The organism is Pseudonocardia nematodicida (genome assembly GCF_040105385.1).
In the GTDB taxonomy this organism is placed as follows: domain Bacteria; phylum Actinomycetota; class Actinomycetes; order Mycobacteriales; family Pseudonocardiaceae; genus Pseudonocardia; species Pseudonocardia nematodicida.
Genome location: NZ_JBEDNQ010000003.1, coordinates 114,511 through 135,664 on the forward strand (window position 1 = coordinate 114,511; position 21,154 = coordinate 135,664).

The following is a 21,154-nucleotide window of genomic DNA, read 5'->3' on the forward strand; positions in this document are numbered from 1 at the left end:
CATGTGGCATCACATGCCGCTAGCGTTGCGGTATGCGCGTACTCATCACCGGCTCCACCCGCGGTCTCGGACTGGCCACCGCGCGGTCCCTCGCCCGCCGCGGCGCCGACGTCGTCGTCAGCGGGCGTGATCCCGCCGCCGTCACCCGGGTCGCCGAGGAGATCGGCGGCACCCCGCTGGTGCTCGACCTCGCCCGCCCGCAGCACGTCCGGGAGGTGGCGGCCGGGCTGGCGCCACTCGAAGCGGTCGTCGCCAACGCCGGACTGCAGTTCACCGGCCCGCCGACCTTCACCGCGGACGGCGTGGAGGAGACCCTCGCGGTGAACGTCCTCGGGCACGTCGTCCTGCTCGACGCGCTGCTGGCGCGGCCGGACCCGGTGGGGCACGCGGTGCTGCTCGGCTCGGGCACGCACATCCCCGGCGAATGGCCGCTGATCCCCGCGCCGGTCGAGGACCTCGACCTCGGCGCGCTCGCCCGGGGTGAGCGGGCGGCGGACAGCGGGATGCTGCGCTACAGCACCTCGAAGCTGCACACGACGGCGCTCGCCGGGGCCTACGCGCGGGAGTACCCGGCGACCCACTGGACCTGCTACGACCCGGGTCTCATGACCGACACCGGGCTCACCCGGAGCCATCCGAGGTGGCAGCAGCCGATCTACCGGACCCTGGGCCGCGCGCTCACCGCGCTGAGGCCGTACGCGGTCACCTCGGAGACGTCGGGGTCGGCGCTGGCGAGCCTCGTGCTCAACCCGACCGGTCCGTCCGGCGCGGTCGTGGCGTACCACCGGGGGTTCGGGGACCGGTCGGTCCGTGCGGCGGACCCGGTGTATCAGGACGGGCTGCTCGCCGCGGCCCGCGAGCTGCTCGCCGCGCCGGCCGTGCGGAGCGGGCGGTCGACGGGCAGCTGAGTGCCGGTCACCGCTCCGCGAGGTCGGCGACGTCGTCCGCGCATCCCCAGGGTCAGACCTCGTAGGCCGCGTCGAAGAACGCCTTCTCCAGGTCGACCGCGCGGATGAACAGCGCCGCGACCCGGTCCACGTGCTCCGGGGTCAGGTCCTCGGCCACCCGGTCCAGTTCGGACCGCAGGAAGGCGACCCACTCCTCGAACTCGACGCCCCGGTGCAGGTCGATCCACTCCCGGCAGATCCGGTCGTCCGGCAGCCGCGCGCCCGGCCGGGTGGCCCAGTCCAGGTACAGCCACTCGGCGACGACGAGCACCGCCAGCGCCTCGGCGTAACCCGCGTCGCGGGCCTCGAGCATCAGGTCCACGAAGCCGACCGTCGGTGCGGCGCGCTCCGGGTCGGGCCGTGCGTCCAGCTCGCTCAGCGACCGCTCGAAGTAGGTGTTCTCGGGCCCGGCGACCAGTCCGAGCTGGCGGGCCAGCCGCACCCGCGCCGGCGGCCGGTCGGAGTGCGCGACGGCGGCGCCCATCAGGGCCAGGAACGCGTCGACGAACTGGTGATCCTGTTCCAGGTAGTGCCGCAGCACGGCCCGGTCGACCGAGCCGTCCCACAGCTCCTGGACGAACCGGTGCCCGACCGCCGCGTCCCACACCGTCGAGTTCGATTCCCGCAACCGGGCGCTGAACGACATGGGCCCAGGCTAGGGGCGGTGTACGACCGCTCGCCTACGGTGACCGGGACACGCGACGAAAGGGGGCACGGCGATGGGCGGGCGGACGCTGGTCCGGGCGGGCGGCACACCGCTCTGGCAGCAGCTGCTGGCCGACCTCCGCCGCCGGCTGGAGGACGGCGAGTTCTCGACCGCGCTGCCCGCCGAGCTCACGCTGGCCTCGGAGTACGCGGTGAGCCGGCACACCGTCCGCGAGGCGCTGCGCCGGATGCGCGACGACGGCGCCGTCGTCGCCAGCCGTGGCCGCGTCGCCCGGCCCGCCGTCGCCGAGCCGATCGAGCAACCGCTCGACGAGCCGTACTCGCTCTACGTCGCGGTCGAGGCGACCGGCCGGACGCAGCGCAGCGTGGTCCACTCGTTCGACGTCCGCCGGGACGGGGTGGTCGCCGCCCGGATGGGTCTGGAGGAGTCCACCCCGCTGGTGCACCTGGAGCGGCTCCGGCTCGCCGACTCCGAGCCGCTCGCGGTCGACCGCGTCTGGCTCCCCGAGGAGCTGGCGGCCCCGCTGCTCGACGTCGACTTCACCCACACCGGGCTCTACCCCGAGTACCGCCGCCGCTGCGGCATCCGGGTCGACGGCGGCGACGAGAACATCCGCGCCGTCGTTCCCGGGCCGGGGGAGCGCGACCTGCTCGGGATCGGTGCGGAGACGGCGGTGCTGTCCATCGAGCGGCTCGGCCTGTCCGGGGACCGTCCCGTCGAGTGGCGGCACACCCTGGTGCGCGGCGACCGGTTCTCGGTGACCGCCCGGTTCTCGGCCCGCGCGGGCTACCGGGTGGATCTCGTCGACCCGTCCTGACCACACCCCGCTCGGCTGTTCGGGGTACTTCGCCCCGTCTCGTTCCCGACGTCTTGTCGTGCCGGGCACTCGACTGCTTAAGTACGTGCACATTGAGCACGCGTGTTGCACATGTTGCACACGCATCACCCGGAAGGACGACGATGTCCGCACGTACGACGAGGTCCCGCCTGCTGGTCGCGCTGGCCGCCGCGGGGACCCTGCTCCTGGCCGGCTGCGCGGACCGGTCGGGTGGCGCCGCGGCCGACGGCCCGTTCCCCGAGGGCACGATCACGATGTTCACGCCGACCGCGGCCGGCGGTGCCACCGACCTCACCGCCCGCACGCTGGCCACCGAGATGGAGGCCGACCTCGGCACGTCGATCGTGGTGGACAACCGTCCGGGTGGTGCCGGATCGGTGGGCATGGCCCACCTCGCCGGGCTCGCGCCGGACGGCTACAGCATCGCGGTCCTCCCGGTCGAGGTCAGCATGCTCGGCCACCAGGGCTACGACATCGACCCGGCCGCCTACGACTTCCTCGGCCAGGCGAACACCCAGCCGGGCACCGTCGCGGTGCCCGCGTCGAGCCCGTACACGACGCTCGACGAGCTGCTCGAGGCGGCGCGGGCCGAGCCGGGCGGCATCACCGTCTCCGACGCCGGCCCCGGTTCCAGCTGGGAGGCGGCGGCCCAGGACCTGGCCCGGACCGCGGGCGTCGAGTTCCAGGGCGTGCCGTTCGACGGCGGCGCCCCGGCCGTGGCCGCGGCCGTCGGCGGCCAGGTGGACGCGGTCGTCGCCGGCATCGGTGAGACCGCCCCGGCGCACGACGACGGCCGGCTCCGGGTGCTGGCCGTGTTCACCCCCGAGCGCGCGCCGGCCCTGCCCGACGTGCCGACCGCGACCGAGCTGGGGCAGGACGTCGTCACCGGCAGCTGGGCCGTGATCGCCGCACCGGCGGGCCTGCCCGACGAGGTCCGGGACCGGCTCGAGGCGGCCGTGAAGACCGCGGTCGACGCCGAGGAGTACCAGAACATGATCACCTCGGGCGGGAACCTGGTCGAGTACCGCTCGGCGGCCGACACGACCGAGTTCGTCCGGTCCGAGTTCGAGCGCTTCGGCGAGCTCGCGCAGGGCGGCGCGCAGTGACCCCCGCGGTCGGGACCTCCGGTCCGGACGCCGGCGCCGGCACGCCCGAGCCGGTCGATCCCCAGCCGGAGCGCACGGCCCGGGCGGACGACGAGGAGCTCCCGGCCGCGGGTTCGCGCACCCGGGAGATCGGCCTGGCCGCGGCGCTGGTCGGGACGGGCGTCCTGGTGGTCGTCGCCGCCTCCCGGATCACCTCCGAGGTCGTCGCCCGGGGTTTCGGCCCCACCTGGTGGCCGACCGTCCTCGGCGGGCTGCTGGTCGCCGGCGGCGTCGCCGTCGGTGTGGTGGGCGCGGTGCGGCCGCCGGCCGTGGAGGACCACCCGACCGCCGGCGGCCTGGTCCGGCTCCTCGCGGTGCTCGGCCTGGTCGTCGGCTTCGGGGCCGCCTGGTACCAGCTGCACTTCCTGCTGGTCATGCCGCCGCTGCTGGCCGGGCTGGTCGCGGTGGGCGGCGGTCGCGGCCTGCGTGACCTGGTGCTCGTCCCGCTGCTGACGACGGCGGTCCTCTACGCCGTGTTCGGCCTGCTCCTGCGGGTCCCGCTGTGAGCGGCGGGACGGCCCTGATCGAGGGTCTCGGCGCGCTGCTGGACCCGACGATCGGGCTCTGCCTGGTGATCGGGATCCTGCTCGGCACCCTGGTCGGCGCGGTGCCCGGGGTGACCGCGACGATGGCGGTCGCGCTGGCCGCCGGGTTCACCCTCACACTGGAACCGCTGCAGGGCCTGGCCGTGCTGCTCTCGATCTACGTCGCGGCGCAGTTCGGGGACCGGGTGCCGGCGATCCTGATCAACACCCCGGGTACGCCGGCGTCGATCGCCACGACCTTCGACGGCTACCCGCTCGCGAAGCAGGGCCGGGCCGGCGTCGCGCTGACCGCGTCCGCGCTGGTCTCGGCGGTCGGCGCCGTCGCCGGCATCCTGATCCTGCTGTTCGCGGCGCAGCCGCTGGCCTCGTTCGCGATCGGGTTCGGTCCGCCGGAGATGTTCGCGCTGGTGGTCTTCGGGCTCACGATGATGATCGGCGTCTCCGCCGGGAAGGTGACGAAGGGTCTCGCCGCGGGGATCGGCGGGCTGCTGCTCGGCACGATCGGCCGGGACCCGATCACCGGTGACGGCCGGTTCACCTTCGGCTTCGCCGAGCTGAGCAGCGGGATCCCGTTCATCGCGGCGATCGTCGGGCTGTTCGGCGTCGCCGAGGTGCTGCACCAGATCCTCTGCTCCCGCCGGGGCGAGCGGCCGCGCCCGATCACCCAGCTCGGCGAGTGGTGGCCGAGCCGCGAGGACCGGCGCACGGTCCGGAAGCCGACGGCCATCGGCGCCGGGGTCGGGGCGGTCGTCGGGGTCGTCCCCGGCGCGGGCGGCGACATCGCCGGCGTCGTCGCCTGGGACCGGGCCCGCCGCGCCTCGCGGCACCCGGAGCGGTTCGGGAAGGGCTCCCTGGAGGGCCTGGCCGCCTCGGACACCGCGAGCACCGCGACGATGGGCGGCTCGGTCACCACCACCCTGGCGATCGGCGTGCCCGGCGACTCGGTGATGGCCGTGATGCTCGGCTCGATGATCATCTGGGGACTGCAGCCCGGGCCGTCGCTGTTCGTGCAGCAGCCCGACCTGGTCTTCAGTATCGGCACGATCATGCTGCTGGCCACGGCCGGCGCGCTGGCGCTGGCGCTGGTGCGGATGCGCGGCGTGGTGAAGCTGCTGGCGCTGCCGCAGCACCACCTGTGGGCGGTCATCCTCACCTTCTGCATGGTCGGCACGTTCGCCGTGCAGAACAGCGTGTTCGACGTCGGCCTGATGCTGGTCTTCGGCCTGCTCGGGCTGTTCATGCGGCAGTGCGGCTTCCCCGCCGGGCCGATGGTCCTCGGGCTCATCCTCGGGCCGCTCGCCGAGAGCAGCCTGCGCCGTGCGCTGCTGATCGACGGTCCGGCCGCGATCTACACCAGCCCGGTCGCGGTCACCCTGATCGCGCTCGCCGTGCTCGCCGTCGTGGGGCCGCGGCTCCGCGCGCTCCTCCGCTCGAACAGGAAGGCCGAACGTGACCCCGCCCAGATCCGGTGACCCGACGGATACAGCCCGGATCGACACGTCCCGGATCGACACGGCCCGGATCGACACGGCCCGGATCGACACGGCCCGGATCGACACGGCGCCGATCGACGCGCTCTGCATCGGCGAGAGCATGATCCTCGTCGCGCCGGTCCGTCCCGAGCCGCTGGAGCACGCCGGGGAGTTCTCGCTGCAGGTCGGCGGCGCCGAGTCGACCGTCGCGCTCTACCTCGCCGAGCGCGGGCACCGGACGGCCTGGCTGAGCCGGGTCGGTGACGACGCGCTCGGCCGCCGGATGGTCGCCTCGGTGGGAGGCCAGGGCGTGGACACCTCCGGCGTCCGGATCGTCGGTAGCGCCCCGACCGGGGTCTACTTCAAGGACCCCGGCCCGACCGGCACCGGCGTCCTCTACTACCGCGCCGGCTCCGCCGCGTCCGGGATGGACCCCACCGACCTGGACGACGTCGACTGGGAACGGCTCCGGCTGGTGCACGTCTCCGGGATCACCGCGGCGCTGTCGCCGGGCTGCCGGGACCTGCTGGACGTGGCGTTCACCCTCGCCGGCCGGCACGGCGTGCCGGTGTCGTTCGACGTCAACCACCGGCCCGGGCTCTGGTCCGCCGAGACCGCCGCGCCGGTGCTGGCCGGGTTCGCCCGGCGGGCCGACCTGGTCTTCGTCGGCCGCGACGAGGCCGAGACGCTGTGGGGGACCGGCGAGCCGGCCGCGCTGGCGGAGCTGCTGGGCCCGGCCGGGCGGCTGATCGTGAAGGACGGCGCGGTGGGCGCGACCGAGGTGGCCCCCGACACCGGGACGACGTTCGTCCCGGCGCGCCAGGTCGACGTCGTCGAGGTCGTCGGGGCCGGTGACGCGTTCGCGGCCGGCTACCTGTCGGGGCTGCTGCGCGGGGACGATGTGGAGCGCAGGCTGCGGGCCGGGCACGACCTGGCCGCCCGCGCCCTGAGCAGCACCCACGACTTCCTTCCCGTCTGATCGAGGTTCACATGTCGCAGAGCATCCAGCGCGCCGCGGAGGTCCTGGAGTTCGTCAGCGTCCGGCCGCGCACCCAGATCGAGGTGGCCGACCACCTCGGCGTGCACCGGTCGACCGCGCTGCGGATGCTGCACACGCTGACCGACTGCGGGCTCGCCCGGCGGCACGCCGACGGCCGGTACGGCGTCGGCTACCGGCTCGCCGGGCTGGCCCAGATCGCCGTCGAGCAGTTCGACCTCAGCGCGGTGGCCCGCCCGTACCTGGTCGAGCTGGGCGAGGAGTGCTCGCACACGGTGCACCTGGCCGCGCTGGAGGACAGCGCGATCGTCTACGTGGACAAGATCGAGCAGCCGGGCATGGTCCGGCTGTACTCGCAGGTCGGCCAGAAGGTCTGCCTGCACACCGCCGGCGTCGCGAAGGCGATCCTGGCCCATCTGCCCGCCGGCCGGGTCGAGTCCATGCTGGACACCGCGGACTTCGTCCGGCACACCGACACCACGATCACCACCCGCGAGCGCTACCGGGCCGAGCTCGCGCAGGTCCTCGAACGCGGCTGGGCGGTCGACGACGGCGAGTACGAGGACTACGTCAACTGCGTCGCGATGCCGGTGCGCGACCACGCCGGCCGGGTGATGGCGGCGGTGTCGATCACCGCGCTGAAGGCCCGGGCCACGCTCACCGACCTCGACCTGCTGCGACCGCGGCTGGCCGAGGTCACCACCCACATCTCCGAGGAGCTCGGATGGCGGACCTGACCGACTACTTCGACCGGACGCTGGGCGGGGCGCCCGTGATGGCGATCCTGCGCGGCCTCCCGCCGGCGCGGACCGTGGAGCTCGCCGAGCGGGCCTGGGACTCCGGCCTCGGCGCCGTCGAGGTCCCCGTGCAGGACGCCGAGGGGCTGGAGTCGCTGCACCGGACCGTCGAGGCGGGCCGGCGGCGCGGACGCCCGGTCGGGGCGGGCACCGTGGTGACCGCCGACCTCGTCCGGCAGGTCGCCGCGGCCGGGGCGGAGTTCACCGTCGCCCCGGGCACCGACCCGCGGGTAGCGGCCGCGAGCGCCGCCGCAGGTCTCGCGCACCTGCCCGGCGTGGCCACCGCCTCCGACGTCCAGCAGGCGGTCTCGCTCGGCCTGACCTGGGTGAAGGCGTTCCCGGCCTCGGTGCTCGGGCCCGACTGGTTCCGCGCGATGCGCGGGCCGTTCCCGCGGGTCCGCTTCGTCGCGACCGGCGGGATCGACTCCGCCAACGCCGCCGACTACCTCGCCGCCGGCGCGTCCGCGGTCGCCGTCGGGTCCGCGCTGGAGGACCTCGCCGCGGTCGACCGGCTCGCCGCCCTCGTCTGAACCCCCGCCCCCCTTCAGGAGAACTCCCTCATGACCGTCCACGTCACCCCGGCGCACGTCCCGGACCCCGACCGGCACGACCGCATGCCGCACCGCCGCTCCGGCCGGAGCGGCCTGAAGCTGCCCGCGATCTCGCTCGGCACCTGGCACAACTTCGGCGACGACACCCCGATCATGCGGCAGCGGGCGATCCTGCACCGCGCCGTCGACCTCGGCATCACCCACATCGACCTGGCGAACGGCTACGGCCCGCCGTTCGGGTCGGCGGAGAAGAACGTCGGCCGGATCCTCGCCGAGGACTTCGCCGGGATGCGGCACGAGCTGATCGTCTCGACCAAGGCCGGCTACCCGTTCTTCGGCGGCCCGCACGGCTCCGGCGGCGGCCGGAACCACCTGCTGACCAGCCTGGACCACTCGCTGACCAGCCTGCGCCTCGATCACGTCGACATCTTCTACAGCCACCGGTTCGACCCGGAGGTGCCGATGGAGGAGACCGCCGGAGCACTGGACGCCGCGGTGCGCTCGGGCCGGGCCCGCTACGTCGGGATCTCCTCGTACTCGGCGGCCCGCACCCGGGAGATGGTCGGCATCCTGCGCGGCCTGGGCACCCCGCTGGTGCTGCACCAGCCGTCGTACTCACTGCTCAACCGGTGGGTCGAGCAGGGCGAGGCGTCCCTGCTCGACGTGCTCGACGCCGAGGGCGTGGGCTGCATCGCCTTCTCCGCGCTCGCCCAGGGCCTGCTGACCGCCAAGTACCTGCACGGCGTCCCGGAGGGCTCGCGCGCGACGCAGGGCAAGACGCTGCGCGAGGGCATGCTCAGCGAGGAGAACCTGCAGCGGGTCAAGGCGCTCGACGAGATCGCCCGGGGCCGCGGCCAGACCCTCGCCCAGATGGCGCTGGCCTGGGTGCTCCGCGACGAGCGGGTCACCTCGGTGCTGGTCGGGGCCTCGCGGCCCGAGCAGCTCGACGACTCGGCCGGCGCGCTCACCGGACCGGAGTTCACGCCCGACGAGCTGTCGGCGATCGACGAGCACGCACAGGACGGGGGGCTGAACATGTGGGCGGCCTCCTCGGAGGCGTGAGCGCCGTGAGCAGCAGCACCGCGACCGCGCTCGACCGGCTCCGCGCCGAGGAGGACGAGCTCGTCCTGGACGGCTTCACCCGGGACGACGCCTGGGCCCTCGGGTCACGGCTGCGCGCCGCGGCCGTGACCCGCGGGTTCGGCCTGTCGATCGGCGTCGTGCTCGGGAGGCAGCGGGTCTTCCACTGCGCGCTCGACGGGGCCACCCCCGACAACGACGCCTGGCTGGAGCGCAAGATCGCGGTGGTCCTGCACTACCAGCGCAGCTCGCTCGCCGTCGCCGAGCAGTTCGCCGCGCGCGGGTGGAGCTTCGAGGCCGAGTCCCGGCTCCCGGCCGACGACTACGCCGCCCGCGGTGGCGCCTTCCCGGTGCGGGTGCGCGGGACCGGGGTCGTCGGAGCGCTGGGTGTGTCGGGGCTGCCGCACGTCGAGGACCACGCGTTCGTGGTCGAGCAGCTGCGGGCGTTCCTCGCTGAGGTCTCGTAACAGCTAGGCCGGGACCGAGACGCCGATCCCGCCGGGGGTGTCGGCGCCGTAGCGGGCGATCTCGGCGTCCAGGTCGAGCCGGTCGGTCTTCATCTCGTGCGTCTCGTCCAGCAGCGCGGCGGGGACCAGCCAGCAGACCTCGAACTCCAGGCCGTCCGGGTCGTGTGCGTAGAGCGCCTTCGTGGTGCCGTGGTCGGAGGCGCCGACGAGCGCCCCGGCCGCCTCCAGCACGCCCCGGATCCGGCCGAGCTCGCCGAGCGTGTCGACCTCCCAGGCCAGGTGGTAGAGCCCGACGGTCTCCCGCCCGGCCCGGGAGGCCCCGGCGGCGTCGCCGATCCCGAACAGCGCGAGGTCGTGGTCGTTCGACGAGCCCGGGGACTGAAGGAACGCGCCGCGGCCGCCGGGGATCTCGACGACCGTGCGGAACCCCAGGGTGTCGGCGTAGAAGGCGACGCTGCGGGCCACGTCGCGGACGTAGAGGACGGCGTGGTTCAAGCGCTGGACGGGCATCGGTGTGTCTCCCGGTCTGCCGAAGAAGTTGAACTCTCAACGCTACGCCGGGGGGCCGCCCGGCATCAACGGGTCACGAGCCGGGACAGCACGACGGCCGAGCGGGTGTGGTCGACGTTCGGCGCCATCCGCAGCCGCTCCAGGGCGTCCTCCAGGGACCGGACGTCCCGCGAGCGCAGGTGCACGATGGCGTCGGCCTCACCGGTGATCGTCCCGGCGGTCACCACCTCGGGGACCGCCGACAGCATCCGCTGGAGCTCGCCGGGCGCGACCGTGCCGCGGCAGAACAGCTCCACGTAGGCCTCCACCCCCGGCCCCTGCTCGGCCTCCGGGTCGACCTGCACGGTGAACCCGGTGATCACCCCGCGGGCGGTCAGCCGGTCCACCCGCCGGCGTACCGCCGACGCGGAGAGCCCCACCCGGTCGCCGAGCTCGGACCAGCCGGCACGGCCGTCGATGCGCAGCAGGTCCAGCAGTCGCCGGTCGGTCGTGTCGATCTCGGTCACAGTGCTGCAGGATACGGCGTTGCGCGGTGGATCCGGGCGCAAGATCGCCAGAATGCGCGCGGATCGTGCGCAGAAAGCGGGGAAACGCACGGGCCGGGCGCGGCAGGCTGATGCCATGACCGTCGTCGAGCTCCCCCGCCCGCTCCTTGCGGCGGAACCGTCCCGCCCGGCGCCGTCGGTGCTGATGTGCCGGCCGGAGCACTTCACCGTCAGCTACCGGATCAACCCGTGGATGCGGCCCGAGCACGCCACCGACACCGCGCTCGCGCTCGACCAGTGGACGCGGCTGTACGACACCTACCGCGACCTCGGCTTCGACGTGTCGCTCATCGACCCGTTGCCCGGCCTGCCGGACATGGTCTACGCCGCCAACGGCGGCCAGGTCGTCGACGGCGTCGCGCTGACCGCCCGGTTCCGGCACGCCGAGCGCGCCGCGGAGGGTCCCGCGTACGCCGGCTGGTTCCGCGCGCACGGGTTCGACGTCCGGGAGGCCCGCGAGGTCAACGAGGGCGAGGGCGACCTGCTGCTGGTCGGGAAGACGATCTACGCCGGTACCGGGTTCCGCACCGATCCGGCCGCGCACGACGAGGTCGCCGCGACCTTCGGGCGCGAGGTCGTGAGCCTGCGCCTGGTCGACCCGCGCTACTACCACCTCGACACCGCGTTCGCCGTGCTCGACCCGGACGGCGGGCCCGGCTCGGTGGCCTACCTGCCGTCGGCGTTCGACGCGCCGTCGCGGGCCGTGCTCGCCGACCGCTTCCCGGACGCCGTGCTGGTCGGCGAGGCCGACGCCGCCGTCCTGGGCCTGAACTGTTTCTCCGACGGGCGGCACGTCGTGCACGCCGCGCAGGCCCGGGCGTTCGCCGCCGACCTGCGCGAGCGCGGCTTCGAGACCGTGCCCGTCGACCTGTCCGAGCTCCGCCGCGGTGGTGGCGGGATCAAGTGCTGCACCCTCGAGCTGCGGGGCGTGCGAACCGGCGAGGAGGCCACCCGATGACCGCAGTAGTGCCCACCCGCACCGCGGACCAGGTCGCGCTCGCCGACCGGCACGGCGTCACCAACTACGCGCCGCTGCCCGTCGTGCTGTCCCACGGCGAGGGTGCCTGGGTCACCGACGTCGACGGCAACCGCTACCTCGACGCCCTGGCCGGCTACTCCGCGCTCAACTTCGGGCACCGCCACCCGGTGCTCACCGAGGCCGCGCACCGCCAGCTCGACGCGCTCACCCTCACCGCGCGGGCGTTCCACAACGACCGGCTGCCCGCCTTCCAGCGCGATGTCGCCGAGCTCACCGGCACCGAGGCCGTGCTGCCGATGAACACCGGCGCGGAGGCCGTCGAGTCCGCGATCAAGGTCGCCCGCGCCTGGGGACACCGGGTGCGCGGGATTCCCGAGGGCCGGGCCCGGATCGTCGTCGCCGGGGGGAACTTCCACGGCCGGACGACGACGATCGTCGGGTTCTCCGACGACCCGTCGGCCCGCGACGGGTTCGGCCCGTACGCGGACGGCTTCGACCGCGTCCCGTACGGCGACTCCGGGGCGCTCGCGGCGGCGCTCACCGACGACACCGCCGCCGTGCTGATCGAGCCGATCCAGGGCGAGGCCGGCGTGATCGTGCCGCCGCCCGGCTACCTCGCCGAGGTCCGGCGGGTCACCGTCGAGCGCGACGTGCTGCTGATCTGCGACGAGATCCAGTCCGGGCTGGGGCGCACCGGCGCCACGCTGCGGAGCGACACCGAGGGGGTCCGGGCCGACCTCTACACCCTGGGCAAGGCGCTCGGTGGCGGGATCGTGCCGGTCAGCGCCGTCGCCGGCCGCCGCGACGTGCTCGGGGTGCTGCGCCCCGGCGAGCACGGCTCGACCTTCGGCGGGAACCCGTTCGCCGCCGCCGTCGGGTCGGCGGTGTGCGGGCTGCTCGGGACGGGGGAGTACCAGGCCGCGGCGCTGGAGCTCGGCGGGTACCTGGGCGAGCGGCTGCGGGAGCTGCCCGGGTTCACCGCGGTGCGCGGGGCCGGGCTGTGGTTCGGCTGCGACGTCGACCCGGCGCTCGGCGACGGGCGCGCGGTCTGTGTGGAGCTGGCCCGCCGCGGCGTGCTGGCGAAGGAGACCCACGGCGTGACCGTCCGGCTCTCCCCGCCGCTGGTGGTCACCCGGGAGGAGATCGACGTGCTCGTCGACACTCTCGGGCAGGTGCTGGAAGACCTCGCCCGGGGGTGAATGGCAGGCTGTGGCGCATGCCGACCCTCGTACTGCTGCGCCACGGCCAGAGCGACTGGAACGCCAAGAACCTGTTCACCGGGTGGGTGGACGTCCCGCTGTCCGAGCAGGGCGAGGCCGAGGCCCGGCGCGGCGGCGAGCTGCTCGCGTCGTCGGGGATCGCACCCGACGTCGTGCACACCTCGCTGCTGCGCCGCGCCATCTCCACCGCGAACATCGCGCTGGACGCCGCCGACCGGCACTGGATCCCGGTGAAGCGGGACTGGCGGCTCAACGAGCGGCACTACGGCGCCCTGCAGGGCAAGGACAAGAAGCAGACCCTCGAGGCCTATGGCGAGGAGCAGTTCATGCTCTGGCGCCGGTCCTACGACGTCCCTCCGCCGCCGATCGAGAAGGGCAGCGAGTTCTCCCAGGACGCCGACCCGCGCTACGCCGGCGTCGACGCGCCGCTGACCGAGTGCCTCGCCGACGTCGTCGAGCGGTTCCTGCCGTACTGGACCGAGGCCGTCGTGCCGGACCTGCGGGACGGGAAGACCGTGCTGCTCGCCGCGCACGGCAACTCCCTGCGGGCCCTGGTGAAGTACCTCGACGGGATCTCCGACGCCGACATCGCCGGGCTGAACATCCCCACCGGCATCCCGCTGGTCTACGACCTCGCCGACGACCTGACGCCGACCGACCCGGGCGGGCGCTACCTGGACCCGGCCGCGGCCGAGGAGGCCATCGCCGGGGTGGCCAACCAGGGTCGCTGAGCAGCCACCTCCCCTCGCGAGGCGCGGCTCGTGAACCGCTGGTGAACGGGGGCGGAACACTGTTTCGCCACGACGTCGCGGGCGTCACCTTCGGGGGGTCGGCGCTGGCGCCGGTACCCCCCGGCTTGCCTACCATGCAGCCGTGACGACGCTCGCGTGGCTGATCACGGCCGCCGCGCTCGGCCTCGGCCTGGTGGCCGGGGTCGCGCTCGGACGACGGTCGTCGTCCGGCCGTCCCGGCCGCCCGGCCCGGGACGAGGAGCCGCGGTCCGACGCACCGACGCTCGGCGACCTGCTGCACCGCACGTTCCGGCAGTCCGCGGCCGGGCTCGCGGTGGTCGGCGCCGGCGGTGAGGTGCTGCTGCACAACACCCGGGCCGCCGCGCTCGGCGCGGTGACCGACGAGCGACTCGACCCGCGCGCCTGGGCGGCCTGCCAGCGCGTCCAGGCCGGCGAGTCCCGGCTGGAGGTCGACCTGTCCCCGCTCACCCGGACCCCGCGGGGCCCGGTCGCGGTCCAGGCCGTCATCCACCCGCTGGGTGACGGGTTCGCCCTGGTCGAGGCCGTCGACGTCTCCGAGGTCGCGCGGCTGGAGGCCACCCGTCGGGACTTCGTCGCGAACGTCTCGCACGAGCTGAAGACCCCGGTCGGCGCGGTCGCGCTGCTCGCCGAGGCGCTGCTGGACACCCTCGACGCCCTGGAGCCCGCCGACACGACCGGCGACGACGCGGCCGCGTTCCGGGAGACCCGCCGGTTCGGCGAGAAGATGCTCCGCGAGTCGACCCGGATGGGCAACCTGGTCTCCGAGCTGATCGCGCTGTCCCGGCTGACCGGTGCCGAGCGGCTGCCCGAGCTGGCCGCCGTGGAGGTCGACGACGTCGTCGCCGAGGCGCTGGCCCGCAGCCGCAACTCCGCCGAGTCGCACGGCGTCGAGATCACCGCCGACGCGGCGTCCGGACTCGTGGTGGACGGCGACCGGACACTCCTGGTCACCGCGCTGACCAACCTGCTGGAGAACGCGATCGCCTACTCGCCGGCCGACTCGTCGGTGTCGGTGAGCCGCCGCGAGTCGGGCGGCTCGGTCGAGATCGCGGTCACCGACCGGGGCCTCGGCATCGCCCCCGAGCACCAGCAGCGGGTGTTCGAACGGTTCTTCCGGGTCGATCCCGCCCGGTCCCGCGCCACCGGCGGGACGGGGCTCGGCCTGGCCATCGTCAAGCACGTGTGCGCCAACCACGGCGGCGAGGTGCGGCTGTGGAGCCGTACCGGCACGGGCTCGACGTTCACCATGCGGCTGCCGGCCCGGCTGAGCCTGCTCGGCGGGGGCGCCGGCGGCGCACCCGGCGGCAGCGTCCCCACCGAGGACCGAGACCAGACCGCCGCGACGACCGGAGGATGAAGATGACCAGGGTGCTGATCGTCGAGGACGAGGAGTCGTTCGCCGACCCGCTCGCGTTCATGCTGCGCAAGGAGGGGTTCACCACCGCCGTCGCGGTCAACGGCAACGACGCGCTGTCCGAGTTCGACCGCAACGGCGCCGACATCGTGCTGCTCGACCTGATGCTCCCCGGCATGAGCGGCACGGACGTCTGCAAGTCGCTGCGCTCGCGCTCCGCGGTGCCGGTGATCATGGTGACGGCGCGGGACAGCGAGATCGACAAGGTGGTCGGGCTGGAGCTCGGCGCCGACGACTACATCACCAAGCCCTACTCCGCGCGTGAGCTGATCGCCCGGGTCCGCGCCGTGCTGCGCCGGGGTGGCGACGGGGTGGCCGAGACCGAGGGCGGGGCCGGCGTGCTGGAGGCCGGTCCGGTCCGGATGGACGTCGAACGGCACATCGTGTCGGTGAACGGTGGCGAGGTCGCCCTCCCGCTGAAGGAGTTCGACCTGCTGGAGTACCTGCTCCGCAACGTCGGCCGGGTGCTCACCCGGGCCCAGCTGATCGACCGGGTGTGGGGGGCGGACTACGTGGGGGACACCAAGACCCTCGACGTCCACGTGAAGCGGCTCCGGTCCAAGGTGGAGGTCGACCCGTCGTCGCCGAAGCACCTGGTCACGGTGCGGGGGCTGGGGTACAAGTTCGACGACTGAGCCTCGGCGGTCGAGAGGCGAAGCAGCGGCACTGAGCCTCGGCGGTCGAGAGGCGAAGCAGCGGCACTGAGCCTCGGCGGTCGAGAGGCGAAGCAGCGGCACTGAGCCTCGGCGGTCGAGAGGCGAAGCAGCGGCACTGAGCCCCGTCGGGGCGGGCGGTTGCCCGGGCGTTCATAACAGGTCGGTAACCTGATCCGCGTGCGTCTCGCCGTTCTCGATGTGGGCTCGAACACCGTCCACCTGCTGGTGGTGGACGCGCATCGCGGTGCGCACCCGACACCGATGTCCTCGGACAAGGACCAGCTGCGGCTGGCCGAGCACCTGGACCACGACGGCGCGCTCACCGAGCAGGGGATCAAGGCCCTCCTGGACAGCGTGCACCGGGCCCGGGACACCGCCCGGTCGAAGGGGTGCGACGACCTGATCGCGTTCGCCACCTCGGCGCTGCGTGACGCCACCAACTCCAGCGAGGTGCTGGCGCTCGTGCAGCGGGAGACCGGCGTCGCGCTGGAGGTGCTGCCGGGCCCGGACGAGGCCCGCTGGACCTTCCTCGCGGTGCGCCGCTGGTGCGGCTGGTCCGCCGGGCGGCTGCTCGTGCTCGACATCGGCGGAGGCTCGCTGGAACTCGCGGTGGGCCGGGACGAGACACCGGACGTCGCCGAGTCGCTCCCACTGGGCGCCGGGCGGCTGACCCGCGAGTGGTTCTCCTCCGACCCGCCGTCCCGGGCCGAGGTCGCCGAGCTCGCCGAGCGGGTCCGCGCCGACCTCGCGCCGGTCGCCGCGCGGTTGCGCGCGGCCGGCCGCCCGGACCGGGTGGTCGGGACCTCCAAGACCTTCCGGACCCTGGCCCGCCTCACCGGCGCCGCGCCCAGCAGCGCGGGCCCGCGCACGCACCGGACGCTGTCCGTGCAGGGGCTGCGGCAGCTGTCCGCGTTCGTCACCCGGATGTCGGCCCCGGACCTGGCCGAGCTCGACGGGGTGAGTCCCAGCCGGGCGCACCAGCTCGTCGCCGGGCTCGTCGTCGCGCAGGCCGCGATGGAGGCCCTCGAGGTCGACGAGCTCGACATCTGCCCCTGGGCGTTGCGCGAAGGAGTCATCCTGCGCCGCTTCGACATGCTCGACGGAGCGAACGGGGACGACCGCTCGGCGCACGTTTCGGGTGACGGACTTGGACCCTTGACAACCAACAGGGCACGGTGGTCGGGATGAGTGTCGACAGCGGAGGACCTCGCCAGCGGACCGTCGCCGAACTGCTGGCCGCGAACGGCGGCGAGCAGCCCGGCCGGCGGCGGCGCCGGCGTGCCTCCGAGGACGACGTCGCGGACGGCGGTGCCGGCTCCGCCGGTCCGCCGCCGTCGGGGCCCGGGCGGGTGGCGACCGAGGCTCCGGCGCCCCCGCGCCGTCCCGCCCCGGCCGACCGGGCCCGCCCGCCGGCCGGTCCGCCGCCCGGCACCGAGCACCCGTCCTTCCCGAACGGCCGGAACCCGAACGGCCCGGTCGGCCCCGGCGGGGATGCCCCGTTCGTTCCCAACGGCAATGCACCGCGTGGCGCTGCTCCCCGTAGCCCCTACGGCGGTGCGCGAGGCGGGTTCGGCGGCCCCGAGCCGCAGGCGTTCGCTCCGGACGGCCCGGGTCGTCCGGCACCGCAGGGCTTCCCCCCGGACCGCGACGGCGGCGGGTACCCGGGGCGCAACGGGAACGGCGGGCCGCCGCCCGGGTTCCCCCCGCCCCCGCCGCAGGACGGCGACCGCGGCCCCGCTGCCGGTGCGCCGCCGCACGGGCAGCCTGGTCCGGGACGGCCGCCGGAGCCGTCGCAGGGCCCGCACCGCGGCGACCCGGACGAGGTCCCGACCGGCCGGTTCGGCGCGCGCCCGACGGCCGCCCCGGCCGGCCGGCCCGGTGGCGAGCCCGCCCGGTTCGGCGGCCCCGGGTTCGACGAGGGGTACGAGTCGCCCACGTCCCGCACGCCGTCCCGTCCCGCGCCGGCCGACGACGGTCCCCCGACCGGGGCCTACGACCCGTTCGACGGTCACGGCGGCTGGGACGACGATCCGCGCGGCGGCGCCCGCACCGGGGTGCTGGCACCGGAGCGGGAGACCGGCTACGACCGGGGCGGCTACGACGGTGACGGGTACGACGGGGACGGCTACGACAGGAACGGCTACGACGGCGAGTACCGGGACGACCACCGCGACGACTACCGGGACGGGCCCGAGGACGACGACGGGGCCGATGACGCGGCCGACGGCCCGCCGCCGGCCGGGCTCGACCACGACGCCGGGGCCGCCGGCACCGGCCAGGCGTGGGCCATGGTCATCGCGCAGTGGATCGGCGGCGCGGTCGCCGGGGCGGCCATCTGGGTCGGCTTCCGGTTCCTGTGGTTCTCGTTCCCGCTCGTCGCGATCGCGCTCTCGGTGGCGGTCACCCTCGGGCTGGTGCTCGGCGTGCGCGCCCTGCTGCGCCACGAGGACCTGAGGACGACGCTGTACGCGGTGCTCGTCGGGCTGCTGCTGACGGTGTCCCCGGCGATACTGGTACTCCTGGACAGGTAACGATGGGCGACGACCGGTCGACTCCACGTCACGTGATACCCCGGTCCCGCCTGCCCTCGTCCGGCGACGGCGCGCGGGTGCCGGTCGCGCTGTCCACCGCCTCGGTCTACCCCGAGGGCGTCGCCGCCGGTTTCGAGATCGCCGCCGAGCTCGGCTACGACGGCGTCGAGCTCATGATCTGGACCGACCCGGTCAGCCAGGACCCGCGAACGGTGGAACGGCTCGCGCACCGGCACGGCGTCCCGGTCCTCGCGGTGCACGCGCCCTGTCTCGCCGTCACCCAGCGGGTGTGGGGCGCCGACCCGGTCGCCCGGCTGCGCCGCACCGTGGAGACCGCCGCCCGGCTGGGTGCGCGCACGGTCGTCGTCCATCCGCCGTTCCGCTGGCAGCGCCGCTACGCCGACGTGTTCGCCGACGAGGTCGCCCGCGCCGGCGAGCAGCACGGCGTCGCGCTGCCGGTCGAGAACATGTTCCCGGTGTCCCGCGGCGGGATCAGCACCGTGCCCTACGCCCCCGGTCACGACCCGACCGGCGTCGGGTTCGACGCCTACACGCTCGACCTCTCGCACACCGCCGCGGCCGGCGTCGACGCGCTCGAGCTGATGGCGCGGATGGGGCCGGCGCTGCGTCACCTGCACCTGACCGACGGCACCGGGGCCCCGCGTGACGAGCACCTCGTCCCCGGCCGCGGGAACCAGCCGTGCGCCGAGGTGTGCGAGACGCTGGCCGGCGGCGGGTTCGCCCGCGCCGGCGGCGTCGCGGTGCTGGAGGTGTCGACGCGCCGCTGCCGGACCCGCGACGAACGCACCGGCCTGCTGGCCGAGTCGCTGCTGTTCGCGCGGCTGCACCTCGCCCCGACCGTCCCGGTCCGGGAACCGGTCGCGCACCGGCGGTGAACCGGGCCACTCGGGGCGCGACCGCGCGGCGGGAGGGTGGTAGGTACATCCCCATGAGCAACGCCGCGGTCCGCCGCCCCTTCGCCGACGCGCACGTTCTCAAGGATCTGGGCGGCGGCCGTTTCCGCGCCGATCTCGACGACGTCTGGGCGATCGGGTCGAAGGCCTTCGGCGGGCTGCTCATGGTGCTCGCCGCGAAGGCCGGGCTGGCCCGGCTCGCCGCGGCCGGCGCCTCGGCGCCCGGCCGGGCACCGCTGGAGCCGCTGGCGGTGTCGGCGGACTTCCTGCGCGCGCCCGACCTGCGCCCGGTCGAGCTGACGGCCGAGCCGCTGAAGACCGGGCGGACCATCTCGTCCTGCGCGGTGCGGCTGGTGCAGGACGGACGGCCGATGCTGCACGCCACCGTCACCGGCGGCGCGCTGCCCGCGAGCGAGCCGCGCTGGGACACCGCGTCCACACTGGACCCCGAGCCGGGTGCCGACGCGCTGGACCCGGCCGACCAGCCCGGTCCCCGCGGCGTCGCCGACGCCTGCGACATGCGCTTCCCGCCGGGGGCGGTGCCGTTCATCCGCGGCGAGACCGGACCGCCCGAGATGTCCGGCTGGGTCCGGCCCCGGGGGGAGGAGCCGGACGTGCTGTTCGCGCTGCTGGCCGGCGACATCCTGCCGCCGACGGTGTTCAACCTCGGCGGGCAGTTCGGCTGGGCACCCACCGTCCAGCTCACCGCGCTGCTGCGCGGCCGTCCGGCACCGGGCTGGCTGCGGGTCGAGTCCCGGGCCCGGACGATCGTCGACTCCCAGTTCGACGAGGACGTCACCGTCGTCGACTCGACCGGCCGGACCGTCTGTCAGGCCCGGCAGCTCGCCCTGGCCCCGCAGGTCCGCGACGCGTGAGGGGCGCCTTCTAGGCTCGGCCCCATGACGGGCACACGGATCGCGGTACTGGGCGGCGGACGGATCGGCGAGGCGCTGCTGGGCGGGCTGCTGGCGGCCGGGCGGGACGCGGGCGACCTCGTCGTCGCCGAGAAGGTCGCGACCCGCGCCGAGGAGCTGTCCGGACGGCTGGGCATCGCGGCCGCGGCGCCCGCCGACGCGGTGCGCGGCGCCGGGACGGTCGTCGTCGCCGTGAAGCCGCAGGACGTCGTGGCCCTGCTCGGGGAGATCGCGCCCGTGCTGGCCGACGGCGCGCTGGTGATCTCGCTCTGCGCGGGGGTGCCGACGTCGCTGTTCGAGGGCGCGCTGCCCGACGGCACGCCGGTCGTGCGGGTCATGCCGAACACCCCGATGCTGCTGGGCGCGGCGATGTGCGCGATCTCCCCGGGCGCGGCCGCGACGCCCGACCACCTCGCCGAGACCGAGACGCTGCTGGAGACCGTCGGCTCGGTGCTGCGGATCGACGAGTCCAAGCAGGACGCCGCGACCGCGGTCTCCGGCTCCGGGCCGGCCTACTTCTTCCTGGTCGCCGAGGCGATGATCGAGGCGGCTGTCGCGCTCGGGCTGACCCGTCCGGCCGCGACCGAGCTGACCGTGCAGACCGTCCTGGGCGCCGCGCGGATGCTGCGCGAGACCGGTGAGCACCCGGCGGTGCTCCGGGAGAACGTGACCTCCCCGGCCGGGACGACGGCCGCGGCGCTGCGCGAGCTGGAGCGGCACGGCCTGCGCTCGGCGTTCGCGGACGCGGTCACCGCCGCCCACGACCGTTCCGTCGAGCTCGGGAGGAGCTGACCGGCGTGCGTCGCCCGTTCAGCCCATCGAGTGACCTGGTGTCACCCTGGCGCGCCGTACGATGCCACGATCGGGCACCCTCTCGGGGACCGATTGTCACACCCGTCCCGGTAGACTTCATCCGCATCCCCCACCACCGGGCGCCCGGGGCCGGAGTCTCGGGGGAGGAAGGCGGTGCCCGATGGCGACGGAACGTCCCGAGCCCCTGCGGCCGGCCCAGGTGCAGTTCCTGACGGTGGCCGAGGTCGCGTCGATGATGCGGGTCTCCAAGATGACGGTCTACCGGCTGGTCCACTCCGGTGAGCTGCCCGCCGCGCGGGTCGGTCGCTCGTTCCGGGTGCCGCAGCGTGCCGTCGAGGACTACCTGCGCAACGCCTACTTCGACGCCGGCTGATCCCCC

24 protein-coding genes are annotated in these 21,154 nt (G+C 74.7%); 21 read left to right on the plus strand and 3 right to left on the minus strand.

All coding sequences use genetic code 11. The features are described 5' to 3' along the window. The first annotated feature begins 32 nt into the window (after positions 1–32). Positions 33–908, plus strand: a complete 876-nt coding sequence (locus WIS52_RS07850) for an SDR family NAD(P)-dependent oxidoreductase (protein WP_349297473.1) — start codon at positions 33–35, stop codon at positions 906–908. 52 nt (positions 909–960) lie between these two features. Here the strand turns inward: WIS52_RS07850 and WIS52_RS07855 are convergent, their stop codons facing one another. Beyond that, positions 961–1,593: a TenA family protein gene (locus tag WIS52_RS07855; RefSeq protein WP_349297474.1), complete on the minus strand. Its 633-nt coding sequence runs from the start codon at positions 1,591–1,593 to the stop codon at positions 961–963. 73 nt (positions 1,594–1,666) lie between these two features. Here WIS52_RS07855 and WIS52_RS07860 point away from each other — a divergent pair, with 73 nt between their 5' ends. The 9 genes from WIS52_RS07860 to WIS52_RS07900 all read left to right on the plus strand — a co-directional run bounded on the left by WIS52_RS07860 (position 1,667) and on the right by WIS52_RS07900 (position 9,506). After that, positions 1,667–2,431 (plus strand): GntR family transcriptional regulator, encoded by a 765-nt coding sequence (locus WIS52_RS07860; protein WP_349297475.1) that lies wholly within the window; start codon positions 1,667–1,669, stop codon positions 2,429–2,431. A 143-nt stretch (positions 2,432–2,574) separates the two neighbouring features. Further along, complete coding sequence (locus WIS52_RS07865; protein ID WP_349297476.1) at positions 2,575–3,558, plus strand: tripartite tricarboxylate transporter substrate binding protein; 984 nt, start codon at positions 2,575–2,577, stop codon at positions 3,556–3,558. Then, positions 3,555–4,103 (plus strand): tripartite tricarboxylate transporter TctB family protein, encoded by a 549-nt coding sequence (locus WIS52_RS07870; protein ID WP_349297477.1) that lies wholly within the window; start codon positions 3,555–3,557, stop codon positions 4,101–4,103. Before WIS52_RS07865 ends, WIS52_RS07870 begins: the two co-directional genes overlap by 4 nt. After that, positions 4,100–5,614, plus strand: a complete 1,515-nt coding sequence (locus tag WIS52_RS07875; RefSeq protein ID WP_349297478.1) for a tripartite tricarboxylate transporter permease — start codon at positions 4,100–4,102, stop codon at positions 5,612–5,614. Before WIS52_RS07870 ends, WIS52_RS07875 begins: the two co-directional genes overlap by 4 nt. Beyond that, a complete protein-coding gene (locus tag WIS52_RS07880; RefSeq protein ID WP_349297479.1) occupies positions 5,592–6,593 on the plus strand; it encodes a sugar kinase in 1,002 nt (333 codons plus the stop codon). Before WIS52_RS07875 ends, WIS52_RS07880 begins: the two co-directional genes overlap by 23 nt. An 11-nt stretch (positions 6,594–6,604) precedes the next feature. Further along, a complete protein-coding gene (locus WIS52_RS07885) occupies positions 6,605–7,348 on the plus strand; it encodes an IclR family transcriptional regulator (protein WP_349297480.1) in 744 nt (247 codons plus the stop codon). Next, the gene (locus tag WIS52_RS07890) at positions 7,336–7,938 is read left to right on the plus strand and encodes a bifunctional 4-hydroxy-2-oxoglutarate aldolase/2-dehydro-3-deoxy-phosphogluconate aldolase (protein WP_349297481.1); all 603 of its coding nucleotides are present in this window, start codon (positions 7,336–7,338) and stop codon (positions 7,936–7,938) included. The genes WIS52_RS07885 and WIS52_RS07890 overlap by 13 nt, the downstream gene beginning before the upstream one ends. A gap of 30 nt (positions 7,939–7,968) precedes the next feature. After that, positions 7,969–9,021, plus strand: a complete 1,053-nt coding sequence (gene mgrA / locus WIS52_RS07895; RefSeq protein WP_349297482.1) for an L-glyceraldehyde 3-phosphate reductase — start codon at positions 7,969–7,971, stop codon at positions 9,019–9,021. 5 nt (positions 9,022–9,026) lie between these two features. After that, positions 9,027–9,506, plus strand: coding sequence for a heme-degrading domain-containing protein (locus WIS52_RS07900; protein ID WP_349297483.1), 480 nt, complete (start codon positions 9,027–9,029; stop codon positions 9,504–9,506). Between the two features lie 3 nt (positions 9,507–9,509). On the opposite strand, the gene WIS52_RS07905 is transcribed toward WIS52_RS07900, so the two are convergent. Together WIS52_RS07905 and WIS52_RS07910 are read right to left on the minus strand one after the other, a co-directional pair. After that, the gene (locus tag WIS52_RS07905; protein WP_349297484.1) at positions 9,510–10,016 is read right to left on the minus strand and encodes a VOC family protein; all 507 of its coding nucleotides are present in this window, start codon (positions 10,014–10,016) and stop codon (positions 9,510–9,512) included. 65 nt (positions 10,017–10,081) lie between these two features. After that, positions 10,082–10,513 (minus strand): Lrp/AsnC family transcriptional regulator, encoded by a 432-nt coding sequence (locus tag WIS52_RS07910; protein WP_349297932.1) that lies wholly within the window; start codon positions 10,511–10,513, stop codon positions 10,082–10,084. A gap of 193 nt (positions 10,514–10,706) precedes the next feature. Between WIS52_RS07910 and ddaH the strand changes: the two genes are divergently transcribed. The 11 genes from ddaH to WIS52_RS07965 all read left to right on the plus strand — a co-directional run bounded on the left by ddaH (position 10,707) and on the right by WIS52_RS07965 (position 21,148). Then, positions 10,707–11,519 (plus strand): dimethylargininase, encoded by an 813-nt coding sequence (gene ddaH / locus WIS52_RS07915; RefSeq protein ID WP_349297933.1) that lies wholly within the window; start codon positions 10,707–10,709, stop codon positions 11,517–11,519. After that, positions 11,516–12,739 carry an ornithine--oxo-acid transaminase gene (gene rocD / locus WIS52_RS07920; RefSeq protein ID WP_349297485.1) on the plus strand — a complete coding sequence of 408 codons (1,224 nt, stop codon included), beginning with the start codon at positions 11,516–11,518 and terminating at the stop codon, positions 12,737–12,739. The genes ddaH and rocD overlap by 4 nt, the downstream gene beginning before the upstream one ends. A 17-nt stretch (positions 12,740–12,756) precedes the next feature. Further along, entirely contained in the window at positions 12,757–13,491 is a 735-nt protein-coding gene (locus WIS52_RS07925) for a phosphoglyceromutase (protein WP_379611129.1), read from the plus strand. A 142-nt stretch (positions 13,492–13,633) separates the two neighbouring features. Then, positions 13,634–14,890 (plus strand): sensor histidine kinase, encoded by a 1,257-nt coding sequence (locus WIS52_RS07930; protein ID WP_349297486.1) that lies wholly within the window; start codon positions 13,634–13,636, stop codon positions 14,888–14,890. A gap of 2 nt (positions 14,891–14,892) precedes the next feature. Continuing rightward, a complete protein-coding gene (locus tag WIS52_RS07935; RefSeq protein ID WP_349297487.1) occupies positions 14,893–15,582 on the plus strand; it encodes a response regulator transcription factor in 690 nt (229 codons plus the stop codon). Positions 15,583–15,780: 198 nt separating this feature from the next. Beyond that, positions 15,781–16,791 (plus strand): Ppx/GppA phosphatase family protein, encoded by a 1,011-nt coding sequence (locus WIS52_RS07940; protein WP_349297488.1) that lies wholly within the window; start codon positions 15,781–15,783, stop codon positions 16,789–16,791. Then, positions 16,788–18,134: a hypothetical protein gene (locus WIS52_RS07945; RefSeq protein ID WP_349297489.1), complete on the plus strand. Its 1,347-nt coding sequence runs from the start codon at positions 16,788–16,790 to the stop codon at positions 18,132–18,134. Before WIS52_RS07940 ends, WIS52_RS07945 begins: the two co-directional genes overlap by 4 nt. Positions 18,135–18,169: 35 nt before the next feature. Further along, on the plus strand, positions 18,170–19,030 hold the full coding sequence (locus WIS52_RS07950) for a sugar phosphate isomerase/epimerase family protein (RefSeq protein WP_379611143.1): 861 nt from the start codon (positions 18,170–18,172) through the stop codon (positions 19,028–19,030). A 53-nt stretch (positions 19,031–19,083) separates the two neighbouring features. Further along, entirely contained in the window at positions 19,084–19,923 is an 840-nt protein-coding gene (locus tag WIS52_RS07955; RefSeq protein ID WP_349297491.1) for a thioesterase family protein, read from the plus strand. 24 nt (positions 19,924–19,947) lie between these two features. Then, positions 19,948–20,754 (plus strand): pyrroline-5-carboxylate reductase, encoded by an 807-nt coding sequence (gene proC / locus WIS52_RS07960; RefSeq protein ID WP_349297492.1) that lies wholly within the window; start codon positions 19,948–19,950, stop codon positions 20,752–20,754. Between the two features lie 181 nt (positions 20,755–20,935). Further along, on the plus strand, positions 20,936–21,148 hold the full coding sequence (locus WIS52_RS07965) for a helix-turn-helix domain-containing protein (RefSeq protein WP_349297493.1): 213 nt from the start codon (positions 20,936–20,938) through the stop codon (positions 21,146–21,148). Positions 21,149–21,154: the final 6 nt, after the last annotated feature.